This is a genomic window from Hominiventricola sp. (genome assembly GCF_057604405.1).
Genome location: NZ_DBLYVB010000009.1, coordinates 82,048 through 105,226 on the forward strand (window position 1 = coordinate 82,048; position 23,179 = coordinate 105,226).

Annotated in this window: 20 protein-coding genes and 1 other annotated feature; of the genes, 16 read left to right on the top strand and 4 right to left on the bottom strand. The window is 46.0% G+C overall.

All coding sequences use genetic code 11. The features are described from left to right. The first annotated feature begins 26 nt into the window (after positions 1-26). The 10 genes from ACZMB2_RS07645 (at position 27) to ACZMB2_RS07690 (ending at position 11,324) form a co-directional block, all read left to right on the top strand. On the top strand, positions 27-575 hold the full coding sequence (locus tag ACZMB2_RS07645; RefSeq protein ID WP_487596253.1) for an ANTAR domain-containing response regulator: 549 nt from the start codon (positions 27-29) through the stop codon (positions 573-575). A 70-nt stretch (positions 576-645) separates the two neighbouring features. After that, positions 646-1,500, top strand: a complete 855-nt coding sequence (gene dapF, locus ACZMB2_RS07650) for a diaminopimelate epimerase (protein ID WP_487596254.1) — start codon at positions 646-648, stop codon at positions 1,498-1,500. Continuing rightward, a complete protein-coding gene (locus tag ACZMB2_RS07655) occupies positions 1,497-3,578 on the top strand; it encodes a glycosyltransferase-like membrane protein (RefSeq protein WP_487596255.1) in 2,082 nt (693 codons plus the stop codon). Before dapF ends, ACZMB2_RS07655 begins: the two co-directional genes overlap by 4 nt. A gap of 539 nt (positions 3,579-4,117) precedes the next feature. Next, positions 4,118-5,449, top strand: coding sequence for an aspartate--tRNA(Asn) ligase (gene aspS / locus ACZMB2_RS07660; RefSeq protein WP_487596256.1), 1,332 nt, complete (start codon positions 4,118-4,120; stop codon positions 5,447-5,449). A gap of 21 nt (positions 5,450-5,470) precedes the next feature. Beyond that, positions 5,471-5,764 (top strand): Asp-tRNA(Asn)/Glu-tRNA(Gln) amidotransferase subunit GatC, encoded by a 294-nt coding sequence (gatC, locus tag ACZMB2_RS07665; RefSeq protein ID WP_308459427.1) that lies wholly within the window; start codon positions 5,471-5,473, stop codon positions 5,762-5,764. Positions 5,765-5,776: 12 nt separating this feature from the next. Continuing rightward, positions 5,777-7,246, top strand: coding sequence for an Asp-tRNA(Asn)/Glu-tRNA(Gln) amidotransferase subunit GatA (gene gatA, locus ACZMB2_RS07670; protein ID WP_487596257.1), 1,470 nt, complete (start codon positions 5,777-5,779; stop codon positions 7,244-7,246). A gap of 13 nt (positions 7,247-7,259) precedes the next feature. Next, positions 7,260-8,690: an Asp-tRNA(Asn)/Glu-tRNA(Gln) amidotransferase subunit GatB gene (gatB, locus tag ACZMB2_RS07675; protein ID WP_487596258.1), complete on the top strand. Its 1,431-nt coding sequence runs from the start codon at positions 7,260-7,262 to the stop codon at positions 8,688-8,690. Between the two features lie 77 nt (positions 8,691-8,767). Next, the gene (locus tag ACZMB2_RS07680) at positions 8,768-8,995 is read left to right on the top strand and encodes a hypothetical protein (RefSeq protein WP_487596259.1); all 228 of its coding nucleotides are present in this window, start codon (positions 8,768-8,770) and stop codon (positions 8,993-8,995) included. 341 nt (positions 8,996-9,336) lie between these two features. Then, complete coding sequence (locus ACZMB2_RS07685) at positions 9,337-10,725, top strand: alanine/glycine:cation symporter family protein (RefSeq protein ID WP_487596260.1); 1,389 nt, start codon at positions 9,337-9,339, stop codon at positions 10,723-10,725. 218 nt (positions 10,726-10,943) lie between these two features. After that, positions 10,944-11,324 carry a DUF3783 domain-containing protein gene (locus ACZMB2_RS07690; RefSeq protein ID WP_487596261.1) on the top strand — a complete coding sequence of 127 codons (381 nt, stop codon included), beginning with the start codon at positions 10,944-10,946 and terminating at the stop codon, positions 11,322-11,324. Between the two features lie 142 nt (positions 11,325-11,466). Here the strand turns inward: ACZMB2_RS07690 and ACZMB2_RS07695 are convergent, their stop codons facing one another. From ACZMB2_RS07695 to ACZMB2_RS07705, 3 genes are all read right to left on the bottom strand, one after another. Further along, complete coding sequence (locus ACZMB2_RS07695) at positions 11,467-11,667, bottom strand: cold-shock protein (protein WP_118770924.1); 201 nt, start codon at positions 11,665-11,667, stop codon at positions 11,467-11,469. 94 nt (positions 11,668-11,761) lie between these two features. Continuing rightward, positions 11,762-13,462 carry a vWA domain-containing protein gene (locus ACZMB2_RS07700; protein ID WP_487596262.1) on the bottom strand — a complete coding sequence of 567 codons (1,701 nt, stop codon included), beginning with the start codon at positions 13,460-13,462 and terminating at the stop codon, positions 11,762-11,764. Positions 13,463-13,474: 12 nt separating this feature from the next. Beyond that, positions 13,475-14,392 (bottom strand): AAA family ATPase, encoded by a 918-nt coding sequence (locus tag ACZMB2_RS07705; protein WP_487596263.1) that lies wholly within the window; start codon positions 14,390-14,392, stop codon positions 13,475-13,477. Positions 14,393-15,062: 670 nt separating this feature from the next. Here ACZMB2_RS07705 and ACZMB2_RS07710 point away from each other — a divergent pair. The 5 genes from ACZMB2_RS07710 to buk all read left to right on the top strand — a co-directional run bounded on the left by ACZMB2_RS07710 (position 15,063) and on the right by buk (position 20,543). Continuing rightward, complete coding sequence (locus ACZMB2_RS07710; protein WP_487596264.1) at positions 15,063-15,575, top strand: shikimate kinase; 513 nt, start codon at positions 15,063-15,065, stop codon at positions 15,573-15,575. A gap of 6 nt (positions 15,576-15,581) precedes the next feature. Next, entirely contained in the window at positions 15,582-16,652 is a 1,071-nt protein-coding gene (locus ACZMB2_RS07715) for a dipeptidase (RefSeq protein WP_487596265.1), read from the top strand. Between the two features lie 33 nt (positions 16,653-16,685). Next, positions 16,686-16,979: a binding site (T-box leader), on the top strand. Positions 16,980-17,047: 68 nt separating this feature from the next. Continuing rightward, on the top strand, positions 17,048-18,268 hold the full coding sequence (tyrS, locus tag ACZMB2_RS07720) for a tyrosine--tRNA ligase (RefSeq protein WP_487596266.1): 1,221 nt from the start codon (positions 17,048-17,050) through the stop codon (positions 18,266-18,268). Between the two features lie 4 nt (positions 18,269-18,272). Next, positions 18,273-19,418, top strand: a complete 1,146-nt coding sequence (rlmD, locus tag ACZMB2_RS07725; RefSeq protein WP_487596267.1) for a 23S rRNA (uracil(1939)-C(5))-methyltransferase RlmD — start codon at positions 18,273-18,275, stop codon at positions 19,416-19,418. A gap of 21 nt (positions 19,419-19,439) precedes the next feature. Beyond that, a complete protein-coding gene (gene buk, locus ACZMB2_RS07730) occupies positions 19,440-20,543 on the top strand; it encodes a butyrate kinase (RefSeq protein ID WP_487596268.1) in 1,104 nt (367 codons plus the stop codon). Here buk and ACZMB2_RS07735 read toward each other — a convergent pair. After that, positions 20,504-21,415 (bottom strand): LysR family transcriptional regulator, encoded by a 912-nt coding sequence (locus ACZMB2_RS07735; RefSeq protein ID WP_487596269.1) that lies wholly within the window; start codon positions 21,413-21,415, stop codon positions 20,504-20,506. The two genes, buk and ACZMB2_RS07735, sit on opposite strands and share 40 nt — an antisense overlap. A gap of 158 nt (positions 21,416-21,573) precedes the next feature. On the opposite strand from ACZMB2_RS07735, the gene ACZMB2_RS07740 reads away from it, so the two are divergent. Beyond that, positions 21,574-22,806: a GNAT family N-acetyltransferase gene (locus tag ACZMB2_RS07740; protein WP_487596270.1), complete on the top strand. Its 1,233-nt coding sequence runs from the start codon at positions 21,574-21,576 to the stop codon at positions 22,804-22,806. The last annotated feature ends 373 nt before the right edge of the window (positions 22,807-23,179 follow it).

Genomic DNA, 23,179 nt, shown 5'->3' on the forward strand with positions numbered 1-23,179 from the left:
TATGATAACAGAAGGGATGTGGTAGAATGAACGGCATTATTGTTGTATTCCCGAAAATAGAGGATGGCAAAAGTGTCCGAAATCTGCTGGTAAGACATGGATATGAGGTAACGGCTGTCTGCACCCAGGGGGCGCAGGTGCTGAATTATATTGATACCATGAATGATGGAATCATCATCAGCGGATACAGATTCCCGGATATGTATTATTTTGATCTGAAACATTCTCTGACACCGGGATTTGACATGCTGCTGATGGCCTCTCAGAGAGTGTGCGGGGAATGCATGGATCATGAAATTGTCTGCGTTACCATGCCCCTGAAGGTGCAGGATCTGATCAGCACGGTGGAAATGATGTGCATGAATCAGGCGCGCAGAAGGAAAAAGCTCCGTTCTAGGCCTAAACAGCGTACAGAAGAAGAAAAGAAAATTTTGTGGGAAGCCAAGGCAGTGCTGATGGAACGAAATCATATGACTGAGGAAGAAGCGCACCGTTACATACAAAAATGCAGCATGGACAGCGGCACTTCTCTTACAGAGACAGCACAGATGGTGCTGAGCATGATTAAGCTGTGAATAGTCTTGTACAGGATGGATATTTTTGCTATAGTTAAACCAGATATGTGTTGACAGGAAGGGGATTTCTATGAAATTTACAAAGATGCACGGAATTGGCAATGACTATGTGTATGTGGACTGCACGAAGAAAGATCTTGCCCATACATCCGAGATTGCAAAATATGTGAGTGACCGTCATTTTGGAATTGGTTCAGACGGAATGATTTTGATTAAATCATCAGAAAAAGCAGATTTCCAGATGGATATGTACAATGCGGATGGTTCCCGTGGCGAGATGTGCGGAAACGGAATCCGCTGTGTGGCAAAATATGTCTATGATCATCATCTGACGGATAAAACAGAGATCTCCATCGATACACTGGCAGGTATCAAATACCTGAAACTGACTGTGGAAAATGGAAAAGTAGTGAAAGTCCGGGTTAATATGGGACAGCCGATTCTTGCTCCGGACAGGATTCCGGTAATCGCTGAGAAGGAACCGGTAGTGGCAGAACCCATTGAAGTGTGCGGGAAAGAATGGAAGATGACCTGTGTTTCCATGGGAAATCCCCATGCAGTGATCTTCATTGATACACCGGTAAAAGAATTCCCGCTGGAGGAAATAGGACCGCATTTTGAAAATCATGCACGTTTCCCGAAGCGAACCAATACCGAGTTTGTAAGAGTGTTGGACCGCCAGACACTGGAAATGCGCGTGTGGGAGCGAGGCTCCGGAGAAACGCTGGCCTGCGGAACTGGCACCTGTGCGACTGTAGTGGCAGGAGTACTGAATGGACTGTGCGACCGGAAAGCAGTGGTTCATCTGCTGGGAGGAGATCTGGAGATCGAGTGGAACGAGGATGATAACTGTGTTTATATGACGGGTTCCGCAACTGAGGTATTTGAGGGCGAGATTACACTTCCGGAGGAAATGACAGAGTGAAGATCTGGAACAATTGCAGGAAAGCAGGATATGTGATTCTGTTTGCTGCGGTGATTTCCATGAGCGCCTATATTTTCTACGGTGCTGTGGACACGCTGAAATATGCGGATGCACTTGAAAATGTGATAAACGGAAGGACGGTTCCTGTGGTGATGTCAGGAACCGTCCTTTTGCTGGCTATATTTGCTGTTGCGATACTGACCAAGGTGCTTCCGGTGATGGAAAAACGGTTTTCAAAGACAGTGGTGGTGCTCGGAAGTCTCATGGTTCTGGTGCAGATTCTGACAGTACTGGTGCTGCGGACATCGTTTCGCCAGGATCATTTGAAAATATTTGATACAGCGGTGGCTTTGCTGGAATATCCGACGATTGCGGAAACGCATTTCAGCCAGTACTTCATGAAGTACCCCAATAACATTCCTATGTGCATTTTTACGTATGGATGGTTAAAGCTGGCTTCTCTTTTTGAAATTCCGGAAAGCAGCTGGATGGACTTTATGAAAATCATCAACATTGTGTTTATGAATCTGGGAATGTGGGCAGCTTTTGATCTGATTCGAAGACATCGTTCCAAAAAGACCGCTCTTTGTTTTCTTTTGTTTTTGATTGTCAATCCTCTGTGGTATCTTCTGGCAGAGATGTATTACACATCAACTATTTCCCTGGCATTTTCCATGGGAGGTATCTGGCTTTTTGACCGGGCAGGGGAAGAAAGGGATATGGTCAGAAAGCTGCTTCAGTATGTCGGCACGGGCCTTCTTCTGGCGGCCGGGTATAAGATCCGGGCGACGGTGATTTTGACGATATTATCTTTACTTGTTTATACGGTATTCACATTGGATGAAGAAAAAATAACAGAATGGAAAAAACGGATTGTTTCCTGGGGTCTTTCCCTGGCAGCGGTTCTCCTTGGCCTTCTGCTGGTGTTTGCCGTCTACGGAAGGGCAGAACAGCGATATGCGGGCTTTGACCCGGCAAAGACAGGTTATCCCACGGTACACTGGATTATGATGAGTGCCCAGGGAGAGGGCCAGTACAACAGTGCGGATGATGCTTTTACAGGCTCTTTTGACACGAAAGCGGAGCGGACGGCAGCAGATCTTGCGGAGCTTCGCCACCGGGTAGGAGAGATGGGACCGGGCGGACTTCTGACTCTGTTCCGGAATAAACTAAGGGTGGCATTTTCGGATGGAACGGACGACTACTATGCCCTGTTCCGCACCATGCAGTCATCATCCCGGCTGCAAAAGTATATCAATGGCGGCAGATCAGACCTGCTGGCATTCTATCTCCACAGCTATCATGGCCTTCTTATGGGGATGGTGCTGCTGGCGCTTATTTACCGGGCCTGGAAAGGAAAACCGGAGTTCTGGGATGTGCTGATCATCAATCTGTGCGGTGCGTACCTGTTCTATCTCATCTGGGAAGTGGATCAGGCTTACAGCATTCCGTTTCTGCTCATCCTGACGGCACTAGGCGCGGAAGGAATTTCCTTAAGTGTGGAGGATGCCAGCCGGCCGGAACGGGAACTGCCGGAATTTTTTGGGTGGATTCCGGCTGTCTCTGGCGGTATCCTGCTGGTGGAAGTATTAGCTGTTGTTCTGGTGATGAAGGTGACCGGTCTGCCGGTCCGGAATTATGCAGTGCTGCAGGATCAGGAGACCAGTGACCAGCTGACGCTGCAGACGGATTTTGCGCAGACCTTCCGAACCGGAAAAGCATTTGACCATCTGGATCTTTGGGTGGCCAACTGGGACGGCGGAGCCAATGATTCGGTCTATGATGTGACGATTCTTGACGAGTCCGGCATAGCCGTAGCCACAGGACAGGTGATCGGCGCGGAAGCGCCCTGTATGTCTCCTTATACCATCGCATTTGACCGGGTACAGCCGGATCATGCAGAGACCTATACCATTCAGGTAGCTATTCAAAATCCGGACTGTGCCATTAAGACAGATTTCCTTTATTACCAGAGCACCTGTGATCTGTATGCGGACGGCGCACTCTATACTTCACAGGAAGAACAGAAGGTAGATCTGGCCTTTGCGGTATATTCTGAAAATTTTTCTGACAAATAATAAAAAACTATAAATTTTTCCTTGCAAAGAAAAAATACTTGTGCTAGGATTATGCTCAAATAAAAAAAGGCGAAGAACAGGACTCTTGCCTTGCAGAGACCGACAGGAATATGGCGTCACCGACTGAGAGCGCCGTTTGGAGGAGCAGGTAAAGGGAACACCTGGGAGCTGTCCGGTCGAAAGAAGAGTAGGCCGGTTCCGTGAGCATACGTTACATGCAAAAGAGAGGAGCGCAGTTTTTTATTGAAAGACATGCACTCAATGCGGGTGGTACCGCGGGAGATAGAATTGATTCGTCCCGTCCCGGAATATTCACAGTATTCCGAGACGGGATTTTTTTGTGCGAGCAATGAGCCGGGCAGAAGCGAACCGGAAGCGTAGGCGTCATATCCGAAGGATATGACGCAAACGTTTACGGTTTGGCTTATATGCGGCGAATGCCGCATCAGCGAAGCGAAGAACGTAGTTCAAAGCTGAGCCTGCCCGGCGATGAGCCAACATCCCCCGTCCCGGAAGCCAGATTCAGGAGGAATGAGAATATGGAATTTATGACAGGCGTAAAGAAAACCGACTTACTGGAACTCCCGGAGCTTCAGGACAAATCATTGGTAGGTCAGACTGTTAAAGTCAACGGTGCCGTGCATACCATCCGTGACATGGGTGATGTGGCATTTGTGGTACTCCGTAAAAGAGACGGACTTCTGCAGTGCGTCTACGAAGAAGGCAAAGCGGGATTTGATCTGAAAGACTTAAAAGAAGCAGCCACTGTAGAGATGGAAGGCATTCTGAACGAGGAAGAGCGTGCACCGGGCGGAATCGAACTTCGTATCAGAGGATTGAAGATCCTTTCCAGTCCCTGCGCACCCATGCCCCTTCCCATTGCAAAATGGAAACTGAACACTTCTCTGGATGCCAAGCTTAACATGCGTTCTGTATCACTGAGAAATATAAGAGAGCGTGCCAAATTCAAGATTCAGGAAGGCATTGTGAAAGGGTTCCGTGATTTCCTGTATGAGCAGGGATTTACCGAGATCCATACCCCGAAGATCGGAGCCAAGAGTGCAGAGGGTGGAGCAAACCTTTTTAAACTGGATTATTTCCATCGCCCTGCTGTGCTGCAGCAGTCCCCGCAGCTTTACAAGCAGATGATGGTAGGGGTGTTTGACCGGGTATTTGAGACGGCTCCGGTATTCCGTGCAGAAAAACACAACACCAAGCGTCATCTGAATGAGTATACATCCCTCGACTTTGAGATGGGTTACATCAATGGCTTTGAAGACATTATGGCTATGGAGACCGGATTTCTTCAGTACACCATGAAGCTTTTGGAAAGAGAGTATGCGAAGGAACTGAAGATCCTTAATATCACCCTTCCGAAGACCGATAAGATTCCGGCTGTTCGTTTTGATAAGGCCAAAGAGCTGGTTGCCGAAAAATACAACAGAAAGATCCGTAACCCATTTGATCTGGAGCCGGAGGAGGAGACACTGATCGGTCAGTATTTCAAGGAAGAGTATGATGCAGATTTCGTATTTGTCACCCATTATCCTTCCAAGAAACGTCCGTTCTATGCAATGGATGATCCGGAAGATTCCCGCTTTACTTTAAGCTTCGATCTTCTGTATCATGGCCTGGAGATCACCACTGGCGGACAGCGTATCCACGACTACAACATGCTGGTGGAGAAGATTGCAGCCAAAGGCATGGATCAGGAAGGACTGGAGCAGTATCTGGATACGTTCCGTTATGGCATGCCGCCTCACGGTGGACTGGGTATCGGCATGGAACGTCTGACCATGAAACTGGTGGGTGAGGACAATGTCCGTGAGACCACCCTGTATCCGAGAGATTTATCAAGACTGGAACCGTAGTGAAGAGAAGGAGAACTTACCATGGCAAACATTATTTCTGATGAAACCATCGAATATGTCGGCATTCTCGCAAAACTGGAGCTGTCTCCGGAAGAGAAAGAGCAGGCAAAGAAAGATATGGGAAATATGCTGGATTACATTGATATGTTAAATGGTCTTGATACAGAAGGCGTAGAGCCCATGTCCCACGTATTTCCGGTACACAACGTATTCCGTGAGGATGTGGTCACCAACGGAGACGGACACGATGCAACACTGGCTAATGCACCGGCACAAAAAGACGATGCATTCAAAGTACCGAAGACGGTAGAATAGGAGGGCACGAAGATGAATCTCATGAGTCTGACTGCCGTAGAACTCGGCAAAAAAATAAAATCCGGTGAAGTAACTGCAGTGGAAGCCACGAAGGCAGCCCTGGAACAGATTAAGAAACTGGATGGAACTTACAACTGCTACGTGACGGTGGATGAAGAAGCTGCCCTGAAGGAAGCAGAGGAAGTACAGAAAAAGATCGAAGCAGGAGAACTGACAGGTCCGCTGGCAGGTGTTCCGGTAGCGGTTAAGGACAATATGTGTACCGAAGGAATGCTTACTACCTGCAGTTCAAAAATTCTTTATAATTTTAAACCAACCTACACGGCAGAAGCAGTTCTGAATCTGAAAAAAGCAGGCGCTGTTGTGATTGGAAAGACCAACATGGATGAGTTTGCCATGGGAAGTACCACGGAGACTTCTCATTTCGGTCCGACGAAGAATCCCTGGAATCAGGAACATGTACCGGGCGGTTCTTCCGGCGGAAGCTGTGCGGCAGTGGCAGCCGAGGAGTGTTCTTATGCATTAGGTTCTGATACTGGTGGTTCTATTCGTCAGCCAAGTTCTTTCTGTGGTGTGACCGGTATCAAACCGACTTACGGAACCGTATCCCGTTATGGGCTGATTGCCTATGGTTCATCCCTTGACCAGATCGGACCGGTCTGCAAAGACGTGACCGACTGCGCAACGGTATTGGAAGCAATCGCCTCCTATGATCCGAAGGACAGTACCTCCGTCAAGAGAGAATCCTATGATTTTACTTCTGCATTAAAGGATGATGTGAAAGGTCTGAAAATCGGTATTCCGCGAGATTATTTTGGAGAAGGCCTGGATCCGGAAGTGAAAGAAAGTATTCTGAAAGCAGCAAAAGTGCTGGAGGAGAAAGGTGCCATTCTGGAAGAGTTCGATTTAAGCCTGGTAGAGTATGCGATTCCTGCTTACTATGTCATCGCTTCCGCAGAGGCAAGCTCCAACCTGGCACGTTTTGACGGTGTAAAATATGGCTACCGTACCAAAGAGTATAACGGGCTTCACAATATGTATAAGAAATCCAGAAGCGAAGGCTTTGGACCGGAAGTGAAACGTCGTATCATGCTTGGTTCTTTCGTGTTAAGTTCCGGATACTATGATGCTTACTATATTAAGGCACTGAAGACCAAAGCGTTGATCAAACGGGCATTTGACCGTGCCTTTGAAAAATATGATGTGATCCTCGGACCGGCAGCTCCGACTACAGCACCGAAGCTAGGGGAGTCCTTAAGTGATCCGATTAAGATGTATCTGGGAGATATTTATACCATTTCTGTCAACCTGGCAGGACTTCCGGGTATCAGTGTTCCCTGCGGTGTGGACAGCAAAGGCCTGCCCATCGGCATGCAGCTGATCGGCGACTGCTTCAAAGAAGACAACATTATCCGTGCGGCTTACGCATTTGAACAGACAAGAACCTACGAACGCTGCGCAGCAGCCAAAGCGCAGGACTAAGGAGGAGACGAAGATGAGCAAACAGTATGAAACCGTCATCGGTCTGGAGGTTCATGTAGAGCTGGCTACCAAGACCAAGATCTTCTGCTCCTGCAGCACTGCATTTGGAGGAGCGCCCAACACCCATACCTGCCCGGTCTGCACCGGTATGCCGGGTTCCCTTCCGGTATTGAACAAACAGGTAGTGGAATATGCAGCAGCCGTAGGACTGGCAACGAACTGTACGATTACTCAGAACTGTAAGTTTGACCGGAAGAACTATTTCTATCCGGACAACCCACAGAACTATCAGATTTCCCAGCTGTATTATCCCATCTGCCGCAATGGTTATGTGGAGATTGACACTCCGGCAGGTCCGAAGAAGATTGGCATTCATGAGATCCATATGGAGGAGGATGCCGGAAAACTGATCCATGATGAGTGGGAAGACTGCTCTTTGGTAGACTATAACCGTTCCGGTGTACCGCTGATCGAGATTGTATCCGAGCCGGATATGAGAAATGCAGACGAAGTCATTTCTTATCTGGAAAAGCTTCGTATGATTATTCAGTATCTGGGAGCTTCCGACTGCAAGCTGCAGGAAGGTTCCATGCGTGCAGATGTGAACCTGTCCGTCCGTGAGGTGGGATCTGATAAACTGGGTACCCGTACCGAGATGAAGAACCTGAACTCCTTTAAAGCCATTGCTCATGCGATCGAGGGAGAGCGGGAACGTCAGATTGAACTGCTGGAGATGGGCCGTCAGGTCATCCAGGAGACCAGAAGATGGGATGATAATAAAGAGTCTTCCCATGCCATGCGTTCCAAAGAGGATGCACAGGATTATCGTTATTTTCCGGAACCGGATCTGGTGCCGATTATCATCAGTGACGAGTGGCTGGCAGCCATCAAAGCCCATCAGCCGGAGCTTCGGACAGCCAAACTGATTCGTTACAAGAAAGATTTTGATATTCCGGACTATGATGCGCAGATTATCACATCCGCTAAGAAGATGGCAGACCTTTTTGAGGCAACAACAGCCATCTGTAAAAAGCCCAAGAAAGTATCTAACTGGCTCATGGTGGAGACCATGCGTCTGATGAAAGAGCATGAGATGGAGGCAGAGGATCTGAAATTCTCACCGGAACATCTGGCAAAACTCATCGATCTTGCAGACGCAGGCACCATCAATAGTTCCGTGGCAAAAGAAGTATTCGAGCAGATTTTCCTGGAAGATATTGATCCGGAGAAATATGTAGAAGAACATGGCTTGAAGACGGTCAACGATGAGGGCGCATTAAGAAGCACGATTGAGAAAATCATTGCAGACAATCCTCAGTCTGTGGAAGATTACCACAACGGAAAAGAGAAAGCCATCGGCTTCCTGGTAGGACAGACCATGAAAGCAATGAAAGGCAAAGCAAATCCGGGTATGGTAAACCAGATTCTGAAGGAGTTACTGTAAATCAAAGTTGTCATTCCGGGAGCTGTAGGGTATAATACGTTCATGTTTGGAAATACGACAGATAAGGAGTAGCGAATATGAACCCGATGGCACTCATGAAAATAATGAATGCAAAAAATAAGTTTAACGCCAGTCATCCGAAATTTGGTGCCTTTCTGAATGCTGCGTTTGCAGGCGGTATTCAGGAGGGAACGATTATCGAGATGAAGGTGACAAAACCGGACGGCACAGAGATGACAACCAATTTGAAAGTAAATCAGTCTGATCTGGAGCTTTTACAGGAACTGCGTGAAGCAGTAAAATAGATATTTTCCGGAAATTTATGAAGAGATTGTGAAATTGTAGACAATTATTTTATAATTATTTTACGGTTTCCCCATAATTTGGACATAAGTCTCTGGTAAAGTATAAGCATAAAAGTTCTACCGGAGCTTTTCTCTTACAGAAAAACAAACAGGCGGAAGGCCTTGGGAACTTTCTAAAATGAGGGCGGTAATTTTACATGCGCGCAAGTGAAATGCCGCCTTCGACTAACAGCAACAGCGTTTCAGAGTTTGAAACGCTTTTTTTATGTTCCCGTATATTTCATTGCGGCATTTTTTATACCATGGTATAATGAAACGATGAAACAAAAGGGGATAAACAATTGAAAACATTAATATCATTCACTTACAATTTTCTTTGGGGAGATCTGGTGTATATTCCGCTGCCATCGGGAGGCACGGCAGGTCTCTCTCTTCTGATCCTGATTTTGATTCCGCTCGGAATATTTTTCACACTGCGTCTTCGTTTCCTTCCCATTCGCCTGTTTCCGGATATGATTCGGATTACAGTGGAGAAAAAAGGACATGGGGAGAAAGAATCAATTTCCGGACTGCAGACACTGATTATCGCGACAGCGACCCGCGTTGGTATGGGAAATCTAGTGGGCGTTGTAGCAGCCATTTCCGCAGGCGGGGCAGGTGCCGTGTTCTGGATGTGGATTACAGCCATTCTTGGTTCCAGTACTGCATTTGTAGAAGCAACTCTGGCACAGCTTTATAAAGAAAAGGATCCGTTGTATGGCGGTTATCGGGGAACTCCGGCTTACTATATTCAGGATTGTTTTAGCAGGGGTAAAAGAAAGGACAGAAAATCTCTGATCGCCGTTTTGTTTGCCCTGTCTGGTCTTATCTGCTGGTGTGGGATTAGTCAGGTAATCAGCAATTCCGTTACCTCTGCATTCAAAAATGCATTTGGAATTCAGCCTATTTACACAACGGTTATTCTGGTGGTAATTGCAGCAGTCATTGTGCTCCGGAAAAATGCAACGGTAAAGGTGCTGGATGGGGTTGTACCCATTATGGCAGCATGTTATTTCCTGATTACTCTGTTTATTATCGGAAGAAATATCGGACAGCTTCCGGGAGTGTTCAACCGTATTTTTGAGGAAGCATTTGGAATCCGTCAGGCAGTGGCAGGCGGATTTGGTGCGGTCCTTATGAATGGAGTAAAAAGAGGACTTTTCTCGAATGAGGCAGGTTCTGGTTCAGCGCCTTGTGCAGCAGCGGCAGCTGATGTGGATCATCCGGCAAAAGCAGGTCTTCTACAGGCATTTGGCGTGTTTATTGATACGATTGTGATCTGCAGCTGTACCGCCATGATTATGCTGCTGGCACCGCAGGAAATGATGAAGGGGCTGGAAGGAATGGAACTTCTCCAGAGCGCCATGTCCTGGCATCTGGGACAGTTCGGAGTGATTTTTATTGCGGTAATCCTTTGGCTTTTCAGTTTTTCCACATTTCTTGGAATTCTGTTTTATGCAAGATCCAATGTGGCATTTCTTTTTGGGGATAACTGGACGGCACAGACAGCCTACAAAATTCTGGCATTGATCATGCTGTTTATTGGCGGACTGGCAGCTTATACCTTTGTGTGGGATCTGGGAGATGTGGGAATCGGTCTTATGACGGTTTTTAATGCGGCAGCAATTCTCATGTTATCCGGAAAAGCAGCAGCCAGTTTGAAAGAATATGAGGACAGCCGGAAACAATAAAAAAGAGACCATGAAGCTGGTCTCTGTAAATATCGAGGGAGTGGGGATCTTTTCAGATCCCCTTTCAAAATGTTATGAATGAAATACGGATGTGTTCCTGTTACAATTATTATCTTAACAGGAAAATGTGAGCAAATTGTAGCGGAAGTATAAAAGAATCCTAAAGTTTCCAAAGAAATGGAAAACAAATTATTAGGAAATTACGAAAGGAGTAGAAAATGCCGGGAGCCATACTATTATCTTATGTAAAAAACCGGGAGAAAGAGGAACAGCTTCAGAAGCTTTGCAAACGACTGAATATTGCAAATATCCGGATCGGACAGAAGGACATGGAAAAGGAATTGGGTGAGTTGTGCGGGATTTATATGGGAGCAAAAGGAATACATGCGCCGGCACCGCTTCTCTATCAGATGCCGGAGCTCCTTGTTTTTTCCGGGATACCGGAAGGAATGCTGGATCTGATTCTGGCAGAATACCGGAAGGAGAAGATTGAACCAGTGGCGCTGAAAGCCATGGTAACACCGCATAATATCAGCTGGACCGTATATGAGCTTTCTTCGGAACTTGCAAAAGAACATGCGGCTATGCACCGCAGATAAAAGAATAATAAAAAAGAGACGCATGCACGTCTCTTTTTTATTTTCCAGTCAAAGCATTCTGCATAATTCTCAATTCAAACAACATATAAGAATCGTTGTACTTATATTTATTTTAACATAAGAATCTGTTGAAATGTTCGGATTAGAGCTTGGTTACGTTAGTAGCCTGCGGTCCTTTTGCACCATTAACTACTTCGAACTCAACAGCCTGGCCCTCTTCAAGAGATTTGAAGCCTTCCATGTTAAGACCTGAGTAATGAACGAATACATCATTTCCCTGCTCGTCAGAGATAAATCCATATCCCTTCTGGTTGTTGAACCACTTTACTGTACCTTTGTTCATTGTGGTACCTCCTTAAAATAATACATGTGCAAAGCACAGTCTAAGATTACCACAGTTTACTAGGAGTGTCAAATAAAACCGCCTGACATAAAACCTAAAGAAACTGTATTTTCTGCTGGATCAAGTATCCGACGGCATCGGCGAAGCGTTCCGCAGAAGGCGCCCAGACCACATCATTTCCATAGATTCGGCGGGCGGCAGTCAGATCTTTTTCGTGTCCTGTGCATACAGCAAGGATGCTGATATTTTGACGGCGGAGATGGCTGACTTCCCTGGCGGTATCGATAATACCACGTTCCCCGCCATAATCGTAGAAGAATGGAATAGGACCTTCTGTGGAGAAAAGGCGATGGTCATCGTTGGGGTGGCAGTCAGACAGAATAATAAACAGACGGTGTTCATAAGGGGAAGACAGGATCTGCTCACCAGCCAGACGGATGGCCAGACTGTCCCGATTCCATCCGGCAGCCAGATATTGAAAAATATGGTCATTTTTATCCGTTTCCTGATAGTCTCTGAAAATATGGAGAACTGTACACCCCTCGATAGAACAGTAGGAAGAAATCCGTACCGGAAGACCACACCGGGTCAGACTTTCTGCAATCATATAGCCTTGGGAAGCAATTTCCTCCTGACGGTTTTGCTGGGAGGCAGAGGCATCCAACAGAATATCAATGGAAAGATCTCCGTTGGCAGAAGGAATTGTTTTGAAAAACAGCTTTTCTTCGTGAAGAATGGGACCTCTCCAGACCCGGTTCGGGCAGAGCTGGCCGTTTCTGCTTTCTTCCGGATTCCCATTGGTGTTGCATTGGAGTACATACCGGATGCGATCTGTTAGTCTGGAAATACTGAGCATATGCTGGTCAAAATGTTCCCGATGAAAACGGAGATTTTTCTCCTGTTGGCGAAGGAGAGCTGCATGAAAGGAGCCGGGTGGTTCATGAAGGAAAGCTTCCTTGCGAAACTCTCCCCGGGTGATATGCAGATGGCAGTTCTTATGACCATTCACACAAATACGATGCTCTAGGGCAGAGAGCTCCTGGGGCGTATAAATGGAAGTGCCAAAATTCAGTTCCAGAAACTTTCGAAGCTGCTGATTTCGGATAGAAGCATAGAGTACCGGAAGATAAAGGGTTAATCTATGTTTGCTCTTCTCTTGATGAGATGAGTCCTTTTCCGCCGGCATGGCAAAAGCACCGCCATGAAAAGCCGCTTTGCGGATCCGCAGAGGAATTCTTGGAAAAAGTCGTTTCTCATGGAGAGGAGGAACCCCACAGTGAAAATATGAATTCATAATCTGGTGGATCTTCCGGACGATCTGCGAGGTATCCATGGAGACGTCAAACTCCAGATCCTTAAGTAATGCAGATTCTTTTTTGCTTAACCGTACGTGTTCTCCTAATAATGTACCAAAGTGGGCTGTGTTCAGACGTTCAAAAAGTTCCTGATCCCAGTAAGAAGTACGGTGTTCCCAGACATCCACGGCATACTCATGGCGCAGTGTGGACAACAATGGACGGTCCGTGACAGCCTGCTGATAAGTACATGCTTCCAGACCAAGCCAGATAAGGTTGCGGTAAAGATTGGCCTCCCGCAGCCGTCCGAGCCGCAGAAAAAGATCCTCGAGAAGGGCATAATCGTAGTAACGGTGTACATAACCGATAATACAGTTAAAGTAAAAGCTGGGTTCGCCATTTCGGTCGTAGGCCGCATAATCCGGCAGAAAATGATAATCGGAAGCAGCATTCCAGATCATATTTTTTGCCCTTTGTTCCTGAAATCCCGACAGATTCATCTGATCAGCTCCTTACTTACTTGAAAAAACAGTGTCATGATCTGCATTTGATGGAATCCGTGCGATAAAAAGATCATCGACCAGTTTGCGCTCATAAGGATCAAAGATTTTGTTACCGATTCCAAGCCGCAGGGAGTTAAGGGGAGAAAGTCCCTTATCCATAAGCCTGATAGCGGCGAGAAGTCCACGTAGATCCAGTGCCTTCGGTGAAATCTGGGCACTTTCGCATTTTGCCTGCAATTCCTGGAAAAGCTTGCAGAACTGGTCCTTCCATTCTGAAGAAAGGGTTGGAAATTCCTTTTCCAAAAGACGGTTTAGCGAATCTTCGGAGATTGCAGGCATGTCGATGACTACAAAACGGGAGGCCAGAGCCTCATTTAATTCTCTGGTTCCGGCATAACCATAGTTCATGGTTGCAATAAAGCGGGAGGCGGGGTGCAGTTCTGTGCGGCCGTACCCAGGAATGTCAATGCTGCCACGAAAATCAAGGGCTTCATGGAGAATGGCAAGGGCTTCGTTTTTGGCCATATTAATTTCATCCAATACGCCGAAGCCGCCAAGCCGTGCGCTTTGGCTGACAGGACCTTCCCGGAAAACAACTTCCCCGTTTTTGAAAGTGTCGGAGCCAATGAGGGAAGCTGCATCGGTATTAATACTTAGAGAAATATTAAAAAGAGGGCGACCAAAGGCAGCCGCCAGATTTTCTGCAAATACATTTTTTCCGGTTGCCTTGGGTCCGGTTAGTAACAGGTGCTCGCCGGAGAGAAGTGCGGCTAGTGCCTCTTCCCAGATGTTGGTCCCATAATAGAGATACCGCGGCATACGGATTCGATCTTTTAGTCCTGATTCTGCAGGGTACTGTTCCCGAAAATCTGCAAGCTCCTGAATTAGCCGGGAATTTACCCCTTCCTTTCTGAGAAAATCCAACATGGCATTTGCCTCCCTCGAACTAGTTTTCTGTCTCTAAGTATAGCACGAAACAAGAAAAAATGCATGAAAAAGGCGGTATAAGAATCTGTTCTGAAAATTCTCATACCGCCTATATAACTGTAATTTCCAATGGACTAAACCTCGGTTTCTTTGATTTATCTATTTTATCGTCTTTTATGACTTTTTACTGTGCCGTATGCAATTATCTTTTTAATCTTTACGGCTTTTTCATTTCTGGTTTTTTATTTTACAAGGTATCTGTCCTTTACCTTTATTAAAAGCTTTTTGCTTTTTCTTACCCTATTGGTAATCACGTTCTTTTTTTATTTCGTATTCAATTTTCTAAGTTTTAAAAGAAATTATCGTTGCCGGTGGTCCGTACCTCCAATTCTTCATATTATGGGGTGTAACGTTAAGTTTTAGTTGGACTCTCCTCCTTTACATGCTCCCTGCTATTCGGGATTTTTATTTTTAACTTTTCGTTCTCCTTTGTTTTTATGAGTTTATTATAACACAGTAATTATATTTGTCAATATATTTTTAAAATAAAATTATATAATCTGACAAATTAAATCTTGATGAAATGCCAGTTCTTACGTTGCAGTATTGGAGGAAAGGAGAAAATATGATACACTCGATGACAAGATAAAAAGAAAAAAGGAGCGGACACATGGATAAGAAACAGAATGTGACACTTATTGGTATGCCTGGAGTGGGAAAAAGTACGGTAGGTGTTGTGCTTGCGAAGATACTGGGATATCGATTTCTGGATTCTGATCTGGAGATTCAGGAACAGACGGGAAAACTGCTGCATGAACTGATTACGGAACATGGAGATGAAGGATTTCTGGAGATTGAGAACCAGGTAAATGCCGGGCTTACAGTAGATAAGACTGTGATTGCCACCGGTGGAAGCGCTGTGTTTGGAGAAGATGCCATGAAGCACTTGCAGGAAATTTCCACGGTTGTTTATCTGCGTCTGCCTTACAAAAGCTTAAAAAGGAGACTTGGTGATCTGAAAAAACGTGGTGTTGTGCTGAAACCGGGACAGACGTTAAAAGATCTGGTAGACTATCGGACTCCTTATTATGAAAAGTATGCGGATCTTATTGTGGATGAAGAAAATCTGGATATCCGCGGAGTTGTAGAGAGAATTGTGAGTGCGTTGGAAAGCGTGGAATAACGGAATATGAAAATAGATACGTATTATAAAGCAAAAGCTGAGGAAATTCATAAAACCTGTCCGGTCGTGGACACTCATTTGGACCTGGCAGGGGAACTGGTCTTTCGTCTCCGCAATGGGGAAGAAAATCCGCTGCGGGACATTTATCTTCCGGCATTTCGCAAAGGCGGTTTTGACCTGATTGTTTCATCGGTTTACCTTCAGAACCATGAACTTCCGGAAGGTGGACTTCGGGCAGCACTGGAGCAGATTGTGGTGCTGAAAGAGCAGATCCGGAAAAATCCGGAGTTTTTGGAGATTCGGTCTGTGGAAGATCTGGACCGGTGCCTGAAAGATCATCGGATTGGAATTATTCTCTATATGGAAGGCCTGGACTGCATCGGATCAGATGTGAGGCTTCTGACCGCTCTGTGGGAATTGGGGGTACGCGGGGCCTCCCTTACCTGGAGCAGGAGAAATCTGCTGGCGTCCGGCTGCTGCAAGGCAAGTGAATGCTATGAGATCCGGGGCGGTCTTTCGCCAGAAGGGTTTGATGTTGTCCGGGAGATGGAGCGTTTGGGAATGCTTGTGGATGTCAGTCATCTCAATGATGATGGGTTTGAAAATATTCGGGAAACAGCAATCCGGCCATTTATGGCAACCCATTCCAACAGCAGAGAGGTATCCTTTCACTATCGTAATCTGACGGATACACAGATGCAGATTCTGGCAGACCAGGGCGGCATAGCAGGACTTAATGGCTACGTCCGTCTGGTGTCGGAGACGGCGGAAGAAGAATATCCGGATGAAAATGGTGTTTACTGTCTGGAAAAATTATGTATGCATGTGGAGCATATGGTGGAAGTGATGGGGCCGGAGCATGTGGGCTACGGTTTTGATTTCTGCGATTCTTACACGGCAGCGGAGCGGATGGCGGAAGGTCAGCCTCATTATGCGGACTGCCTTCTGAATCACGGAAATGTACCGCTTCTGACAGCGGCACTTTTACAGAGGGGCATGGACAAAGAAGCTGTCCGAAAAATCGTAGGAGAGAATTTTGTGCAGTATTTCCGGAAAATGCTGCCGAAAACCTCTTGACATTCTAATGCTTCTCACCTAAAATAGCCGTATAAATCGGCGTTGAAAAGAATAAGTAATGATTTTGAAAGACCACAGAGAGCTGCCGGCTGGTGAGAGGCGCGGGGAATAGAAGTCATGAATACCTCTTGGAGCTTCCCTTTGAAACGGTGAATAAAGCCGCGTGTAGGAGGAGACGGGTGCATCCGATATCATGCGAGGGTATCTGCGAATGGCAGACCGGTCTGTACTGGAATAAAAGGAACATGTACCCGGTGAGGCAGTGCGCGTGAGTGTACTGTGAAAAAAGGTGGTAACACGGAAGACATAACGGCTTTCGTCCTTTGGCAAAAGGGCGAGAGCCTTTTTTGCATCCAGATACTGGAAAATAAAATAAGAAAACAGGAGAAAGAAACATGCAGGTTTATGAAGAACTGGTAGCGCGCGGACTGATCGCGCAGGTAACAAACGAAGAAGAAATCCGTGAAATGGTAAATAACGGAAAGGCTGTATTTTATATTGGGTTTGACCCGACCGCAGACAGCCTTCATGTAGGACATTTCATGGCACTGTGTCTGATGAAGAGACTTCAGATGGCAGGAAACAAACCGATTGCCCTGATCGGAGGCGGTACCGCTATGATCGGAGACCCGTCCGGACGTACCGATATGCGTCAGATGATGACTCAGGAGACCATTCAGCACAACTGTGACTGCTTCAAGAAGCAGATGAGCAAATTCATTGATTTCTCAGATGACAAAGCTATCATGGTAAATAATGCAGACTGGCTGATGCCGCTCAACTACATTGAAATGTTAAGAGATGTAGGAGCACACTTCAGTGTAAACCGTATGCTGACTGCAGAGTGCTATAAGAAGAGAATGGAAAAAGGATTAAGCTTCCTGGAATTCAACTACATGATCATGCAGAGCTACGATTTCTATATGCTGTATCAGAAATACGGCTGTAACATGCAGTTTGGCGGAGATGACCAGTGGTCCAACATGCTGGGTGGTACTGAACTGATCAGAAGAAAGCTTGGAAAAGATGCACATGCCATGACCATTACTTTGCTGCTCAATTCTGAGGGCAACAAGATGGGCAAGACTGCAAAGGGCGCTGTATGGCTGGATCCGGAGAAGACTTCTCCCTATGAGTTCTACCAGTACTGGAGAAATGTCTCCGACGCAGACGTGCTCAAATGCCTGCGCATGCTCACCTTCCTGCCCCTTGAGCAGATTGACGAGATGGACAAATGGGAAGGCAGTCAGCTGAATGAGGCAAAAGAGATTCTTGCTTATGAACTGACCAAACTGGTTCACAGTGAGGAAGAGGCAAAGAAGGCACAGGAGAGTGCAAGAGCACTGTTCGGAGCAGGAGCAGGAACTGATGCGCCGGAAGCAGTTCTGAATGAGGAAGACTTTAATGATGGCGTGGTAGATATTCTGACGGTCGTTCATAAGTCCGGACTGGCAGCATCCCGTTCCGAAGCAAGAAGAAATGTACAGCAGGGCGGCGTGACGGTTGACGGCGAGAAAGTAACTGATATCGGAATGACCTATACCAGAGAGCAGATGGAGACTGGTCTACTTGTAAAACGTGGAAAGAAGAACTTCAAGAAAGTGGTTGTAAAATAAGATCATGGCAGAAAAAGTATGCCCGCTGGCAAAAAAATGCGGCGGCTGTGACTATCAGGGAATTTCCTATGAAGAGCAGCTGAAGAAGAAAGAAAATTCTGTCCGGAAACTGATGAAAGAATTTGGAGAAATCCGCCCTATTATCGGGGCGGATGATCCTTATCATTACCGAAATAAAGTGCATGCAGTCTTTTCCAGAAAACGGAACGGAGAGATTGTCTCAGGGATCTATCAGGAAGGTACCCACAAAGTAGTTCCGGTGGATGCCTGTCAGATTGAAAATGAAAAGGCGGACGAAATCATTGTATCTGTGCGGAAACTGTTAAAATCCTTTAAGGTAAAAGTCTATGATGAGGATACAGGCTATGGACTTCTGCGCCATGTGCTGGTGCGAACGGGTTATATGACCGGTCAGATTATGGTGGTACTGGTGGTGAGTTCACCGATTTTTCCGTCTAAGAATAATTTTGTGAAAGCCCTTCGGGCACAGCATCCGGAGATTTCTACGGTGGTGCTCAATGTCAATGACCGGAAGACCAGCATGGTACTCGGTCCGCGAAATATTACGTTATATGGAAAAGGATATATTGAAGACCGGCTCTGTGGATGTATGTTCCGCATTTCACCGACGTCTTTTTATCAGATCAATCCGGTGCAGACGGAGAAGCTGTATAAGACGGCCATGATGCTGGCCCGCCTGAACAAGCGGAATGTGGTGGTGGATGCCTATTGTGGCATCGGTACCATCGGCATGGTGGCGGCAAAGACGGTAAAAGAAGTCATCGGTGTGGAACTGAATGCCGAAGCAGTCCGTGATGCTCAGAGCAATGCCCGCAGAAACAACATGAAGAATATCCGTTTTGTACAGGGAGACGCAGGCGTATTTCTGGAAGGCATGGCAGACAGAGAAGAGGCTGTGGATGTGGTGTTCATGGACCCACCCCGAAGCGGCAGCAGCCCGGAATTTTTAAAATCCCTGCTGGTGATTCGCCCGAAGAAGATTGTCTATATCTCCTGTGAACCGGAAACTCAGGCCAGAGATTTAAAAACGTTGAAGAAAGATTATAAGGTGGAGGCAATTCAGCCGGTGGACATGTTCCCGTTTACTGAGAAGTGCGAGACTGTGGTACTGCTGACGAGAAAAGAGTAACACAGAATAAGGAGTGCAAAAATGGATAAGATATACAGGATTCTGGTGATCAATCCAGGATCTACATCAACAAAACTTTCGATGTTTGAAAATGAAACCTGCTTATTTACCGAAGACGTATTTCATGATTCATCAGTGCTTAAGAAGTTTCCGACCATCAATGACCAGTTGGACTACCGAATGGAAGTGGTTGACAAGTTTTTGAAAGATGGAAACATTGACCTGACCGGGGTGGATGCTATAGTTGGAAGAGGCGGCGGATGCTATTCTGTGGAAGGCGGTATTTACAAAATCGATGACCGCCTGATTCAGGATACTAAGGCTGCAAAGGGTGGGCTTTATCATTCCTCTATGCTGGGTGTGCAGATGGCAGATGTACTTCACAAAAAATATGGCGGTATCATGATTATGATGAATCCGCCTATTGTAGATGAACTCTGTGACCTGGCCCGTGTGACCGGAGTGGATGGCGTTTATCGCCGTGCCGTCTGCCATGCGCTGAATCTGAAAGAGACAGCCAGAAGACATGCCCTCAGCCTTGGAAAAAAATACGAAGACTGTAATTTCATCGTCTGCCATATTGACGGCGGAATCTCTATTACCGCTCATAAAAAAGGAAAAATGATTGATGGAAATGACGCAGGCGGAGGAGAAGGACCGTTTACCCCAACCAGAATGGGAACTATGGCGGTGACGGACATTACTCGTTATTTCTGGGATAAGACACAGGTAGAGATGAAATCCCTCTGCAGTCAGACCGGTGGCTTGAGCAGCTATTTTGGAACCTCCAATTCGGATGCGATCCACAAAAAGGTGGAGGAAGGCGACAGGAAAGCCACTCGTGTCTGGAATGCCATGATCTATCAGGTAATCAAATATATTGGTTCTATGAGTACCGTATTACAGGGAAAAGTAGATGGAATCGTACTGACTGGCGGACTGCTGCGCTTCCCGGAGGTGGAAGAAAAGATCCGTGAAAGCTGCGGTTGGATCGCACCGGTGACTTCCTACCCGGGTGAATTCGAGCAGGAGGCCATGGCATTTGGTGCACTCCGGGTACTTCGCGGAGAAGAGGAAGCGAAGATCTATCCGGGTAAACCGGTGTGGGATGGTTTTAAAGACTGATGTTTTACGTGTTCGATGAAGATTTCAGCAGTACGTGACAGCTGATGATTTCTCAGCCAGATCAGCGCATAGGAAGCAAATGCATCAGGGTGATCGATCTGACGAATACATATTTCATTATTTTTGATCATATGGGAAATAGAGGCCGGGTAGATGGCAACACCGACTCCGTGCCTGCTTAATTCATAAGCGTTCATCATATGGGCGATTCGTCCCCGTATGACGGGCGCTTTTCCTGTATGGGAAAACCAACGGTCAATCTCACTTTTTCTGGATTCCCGGGATGGAATCAGCAGTTCATATGGAAGAAGTTCCTCCGGCGTAAGGGGTTTGTCCGCATTGCTTGCTAAAGGATGATCATGTGGAAAAATAGCAACCCATGGTTCCTGGTGAACGGGAAGAACCTCGAAGCCCTCTTTGTTGTAAGGGGCAGTGATCATGGCAATTTCACACAGACCTTTGGAAACACGTGCATTGACATCATCGGAATTTCCGTTCCAGAGATTGTATTGAACATGGGGATATTTCTTTTGAAAAGAAGAAATTGTTTCAGCAAAAAACTGGGGGCCATAACCTTCGACAGATGCAATATAAAGGGTTCCCTGTAATCCTTCTTTTACTTCTCGTACTTCTTCTGCTGACCGGTTTACCAGGTCCAGAATCTGATTGGCATATTGGAGAAAGAGTTCTCCTTCATGGGTCAGAAGGATTTTGTGAGGATTTCTTATAAAAAGTTTTGTTCCCAGATCCTGCTCCAGATCCTGAATCTGTCGGCTTAAGGGGGGCTGGGCAATGTTTAATTTTTCAGCTGCTCTTGTAAAATTCAGCTCTTCTGCGACCGCTTTAAAATAACGAATGTGCCGTAATTCCATGAAGTGCTCCTCCGTTGATACCTTATAGGTATAAATTTGATTTTAGTATAAATATTTTGTGGAAATTATGCAACAGGATTATTTTCCAGAATATTCCGTGGTTTACTTTATACAAAAAAACGGATATAATGGGGGTATATTTATGGAGGGGATAAAAGATGGAGATTCGTTTTGTAAAACCGGAAGAAGTACAGCAGCTTGCAAGAAATGTACAGACAGCATTTCCGTCTAAAACACCGCAGGCATTGCTTGATAATATGCCGGGGGAGCTGGTACATCCAGATGAGGGACGGTACCTGGGATGTTTTGATGAGGATGGAACTATGATCGGTTCTCTTCTCATGATGGATTTTGAGATGAACGTGCGTGGAAAAATGATGAAAATGGGAGCGCCAGCTTATGTTTCCACCAGTTTTCTGCATAAAAAGGAGCATGTTGCGAAGAACCTTCTCCGTGTGCAAATGGGGGTATTTGCACAGACGGGAACAGCTGTAGGGGCGCTGCATCCTTTTAATCCTGCATTTTATCATAAGATGGGATACGGATACTGTACAGAACAGGTGATGTATTCACCGCGTCCGCAGTATATTCGTTCTTATGGAGATAAGTCAGGGCTTGCCTATGCAAAACCGGAGGATGAAGAAGAGATTCTGGAGTTCTATCGGCAGTATGCCAGAAAGACGCACGGAGCTACGATTCACTCCTTTATGGACAAACACCGGATTTTTGATGAGCCCTATGTGGTGGTCTGCAGAAGAAATGGAAGGATTACGGGTTATCTGACCTTTGATTTTGTGGAAGTGGATCATTATACGGATATGTACCATGATTTGGCTGTCCGCGAGATTATCTGTGAAGATATGGAGACTATGAAACAGTTTCTGACTTTTTTTGCATCTCAGACGGATCAGATTGAGCGGGTACGCATTTATACATATGAAGAGTATTTCCATATGCTGTTCACGAATCCGGACAGCGGAGAGAACCGTGCCTATGACGGCGCTATTCAGGAGACAGGACGGAAAATCATGGGCTTTATGTTCCGCATCCTGGATCTGGATGACTATTTCCGGCAGCAGAACCACTGCGACAAACCAGTGAGCAGAGAGTTCACACTGGAGCTGCAGGTGGAAGACAGTTTTATGGAATCGAATGATAAGAAGGTACAGCTTTATATCAAAGATAAAGAAGTGAAACTGGTAAGCGGACAGCGTGCAGATGTGACATTGAAGACGAATATTGCAGATTTGTCTTCCCTGGTGATAGGAGCTATCCCGCTGGAAGCGTTCTTATGGACAGGGCGGATGCAGTGCAGCGATACGGCATATGCACAGGATATACAAAATGCCATTGGCTGGAGCCAGAAACCGAAGAACTATACATATTTTTAAAAAGGCACCAAAAGGCAGCTCCGTGAAGAAGCTGCCTTTTTGCCCATGTTTTGCCGTGAAAAAGAAAATACAAGAAAAATGAAAAAAATTGAAAAAAGGTGTTGACATCTGCGGAAACATTTGGTACTATAACTGAGTTGATTGCGAGAGCGATCAACACAGAACTTCGAAAGATCTGTTACAATGAAAACTTTTCAAAAAAGTTAAAAAAGTTGTTGACAAGATCTGGTAGATGTGATAGTATATCAGAGTTGCTGATGAGGCAACGAGATAAACAATGAACCTTGATAATTAAATAGTGCTTTAAAGATCTTCGAAAATTCTTTTTGAAAATTTTTAAACGAACAGCTTTAACTTATATAAGTCAAAAGCA

Excerpts from the sequence above, each read along its gene's own strand:
- ACZMB2_RS07645 (WP_487596253.1), top strand. The coding sequence starts at position 27 with ATGAACGGCATTATTGTTGTATTCCCGAAAATAGAGGATGGCAAAAGT.
- dapF (WP_487596254.1), top strand. The coding sequence starts at position 646 with ATGAAATTTACAAAGATGCACGGAATTGGCAATGACTATGTGTATGTG.
- aspS (WP_487596256.1), top strand. The coding sequence starts at position 4,118 with ATGGAATTTATGACAGGCGTAAAGAAAACCGACTTACTGGAACTCCCG.
- gatC (WP_308459427.1), top strand. The coding sequence starts at position 5,471 with ATGGCAAACATTATTTCTGATGAAACCATCGAATATGTCGGCATTCTC.
- gatA (WP_487596257.1), top strand. The coding sequence starts at position 5,777 with ATGAATCTCATGAGTCTGACTGCCGTAGAACTCGGCAAAAAAATAAAA.
- gatB (WP_487596258.1), top strand. The coding sequence starts at position 7,260 with ATGAGCAAACAGTATGAAACCGTCATCGGTCTGGAGGTTCATGTAGAG.
- ACZMB2_RS07680 (WP_487596259.1), top strand. The coding sequence starts at position 8,768 with ATGAACCCGATGGCACTCATGAAAATAATGAATGCAAAAAATAAGTTT.
- ACZMB2_RS07690 (WP_487596261.1), top strand. The coding sequence starts at position 10,944 with ATGCCGGGAGCCATACTATTATCTTATGTAAAAAACCGGGAGAAAGAG.
- ACZMB2_RS07695 (WP_118770924.1), bottom strand. The coding sequence starts at position 11,667 with ATGAACAAAGGTACAGTAAAGTGGTTCAACAACCAGAAGGGATATGGA.
- ACZMB2_RS07700 (WP_487596262.1), bottom strand. The coding sequence starts at position 13,462 with ATGAATCTGTCGGGATTTCAGGAACAAAGGGCAAAAAATATGATCTGG.
- ACZMB2_RS07705 (WP_487596263.1), bottom strand. The coding sequence starts at position 14,392 with ATGTTGGATTTTCTCAGAAAGGAAGGGGTAAATTCCCGGCTAATTCAG.
- ACZMB2_RS07710 (WP_487596264.1), top strand. The coding sequence starts at position 15,063 with ATGGATAAGAAACAGAATGTGACACTTATTGGTATGCCTGGAGTGGGA.
- ACZMB2_RS07715 (WP_487596265.1), top strand. The coding sequence starts at position 15,582 with ATGAAAATAGATACGTATTATAAAGCAAAAGCTGAGGAAATTCATAAA.
- tyrS (WP_487596266.1), top strand. The coding sequence starts at position 17,048 with ATGCAGGTTTATGAAGAACTGGTAGCGCGCGGACTGATCGCGCAGGTA.
- rlmD (WP_487596267.1), top strand. The coding sequence starts at position 18,273 with ATGGCAGAAAAAGTATGCCCGCTGGCAAAAAAATGCGGCGGCTGTGAC.
- buk (WP_487596268.1), top strand. The coding sequence starts at position 19,440 with ATGGATAAGATATACAGGATTCTGGTGATCAATCCAGGATCTACATCA.
- ACZMB2_RS07735 (WP_487596269.1), bottom strand. The coding sequence starts at position 21,415 with ATGGAATTACGGCACATTCGTTATTTTAAAGCGGTCGCAGAAGAGCTG.
- ACZMB2_RS07740 (WP_487596270.1), top strand. The coding sequence starts at position 21,574 with ATGGAGATTCGTTTTGTAAAACCGGAAGAAGTACAGCAGCTTGCAAGA.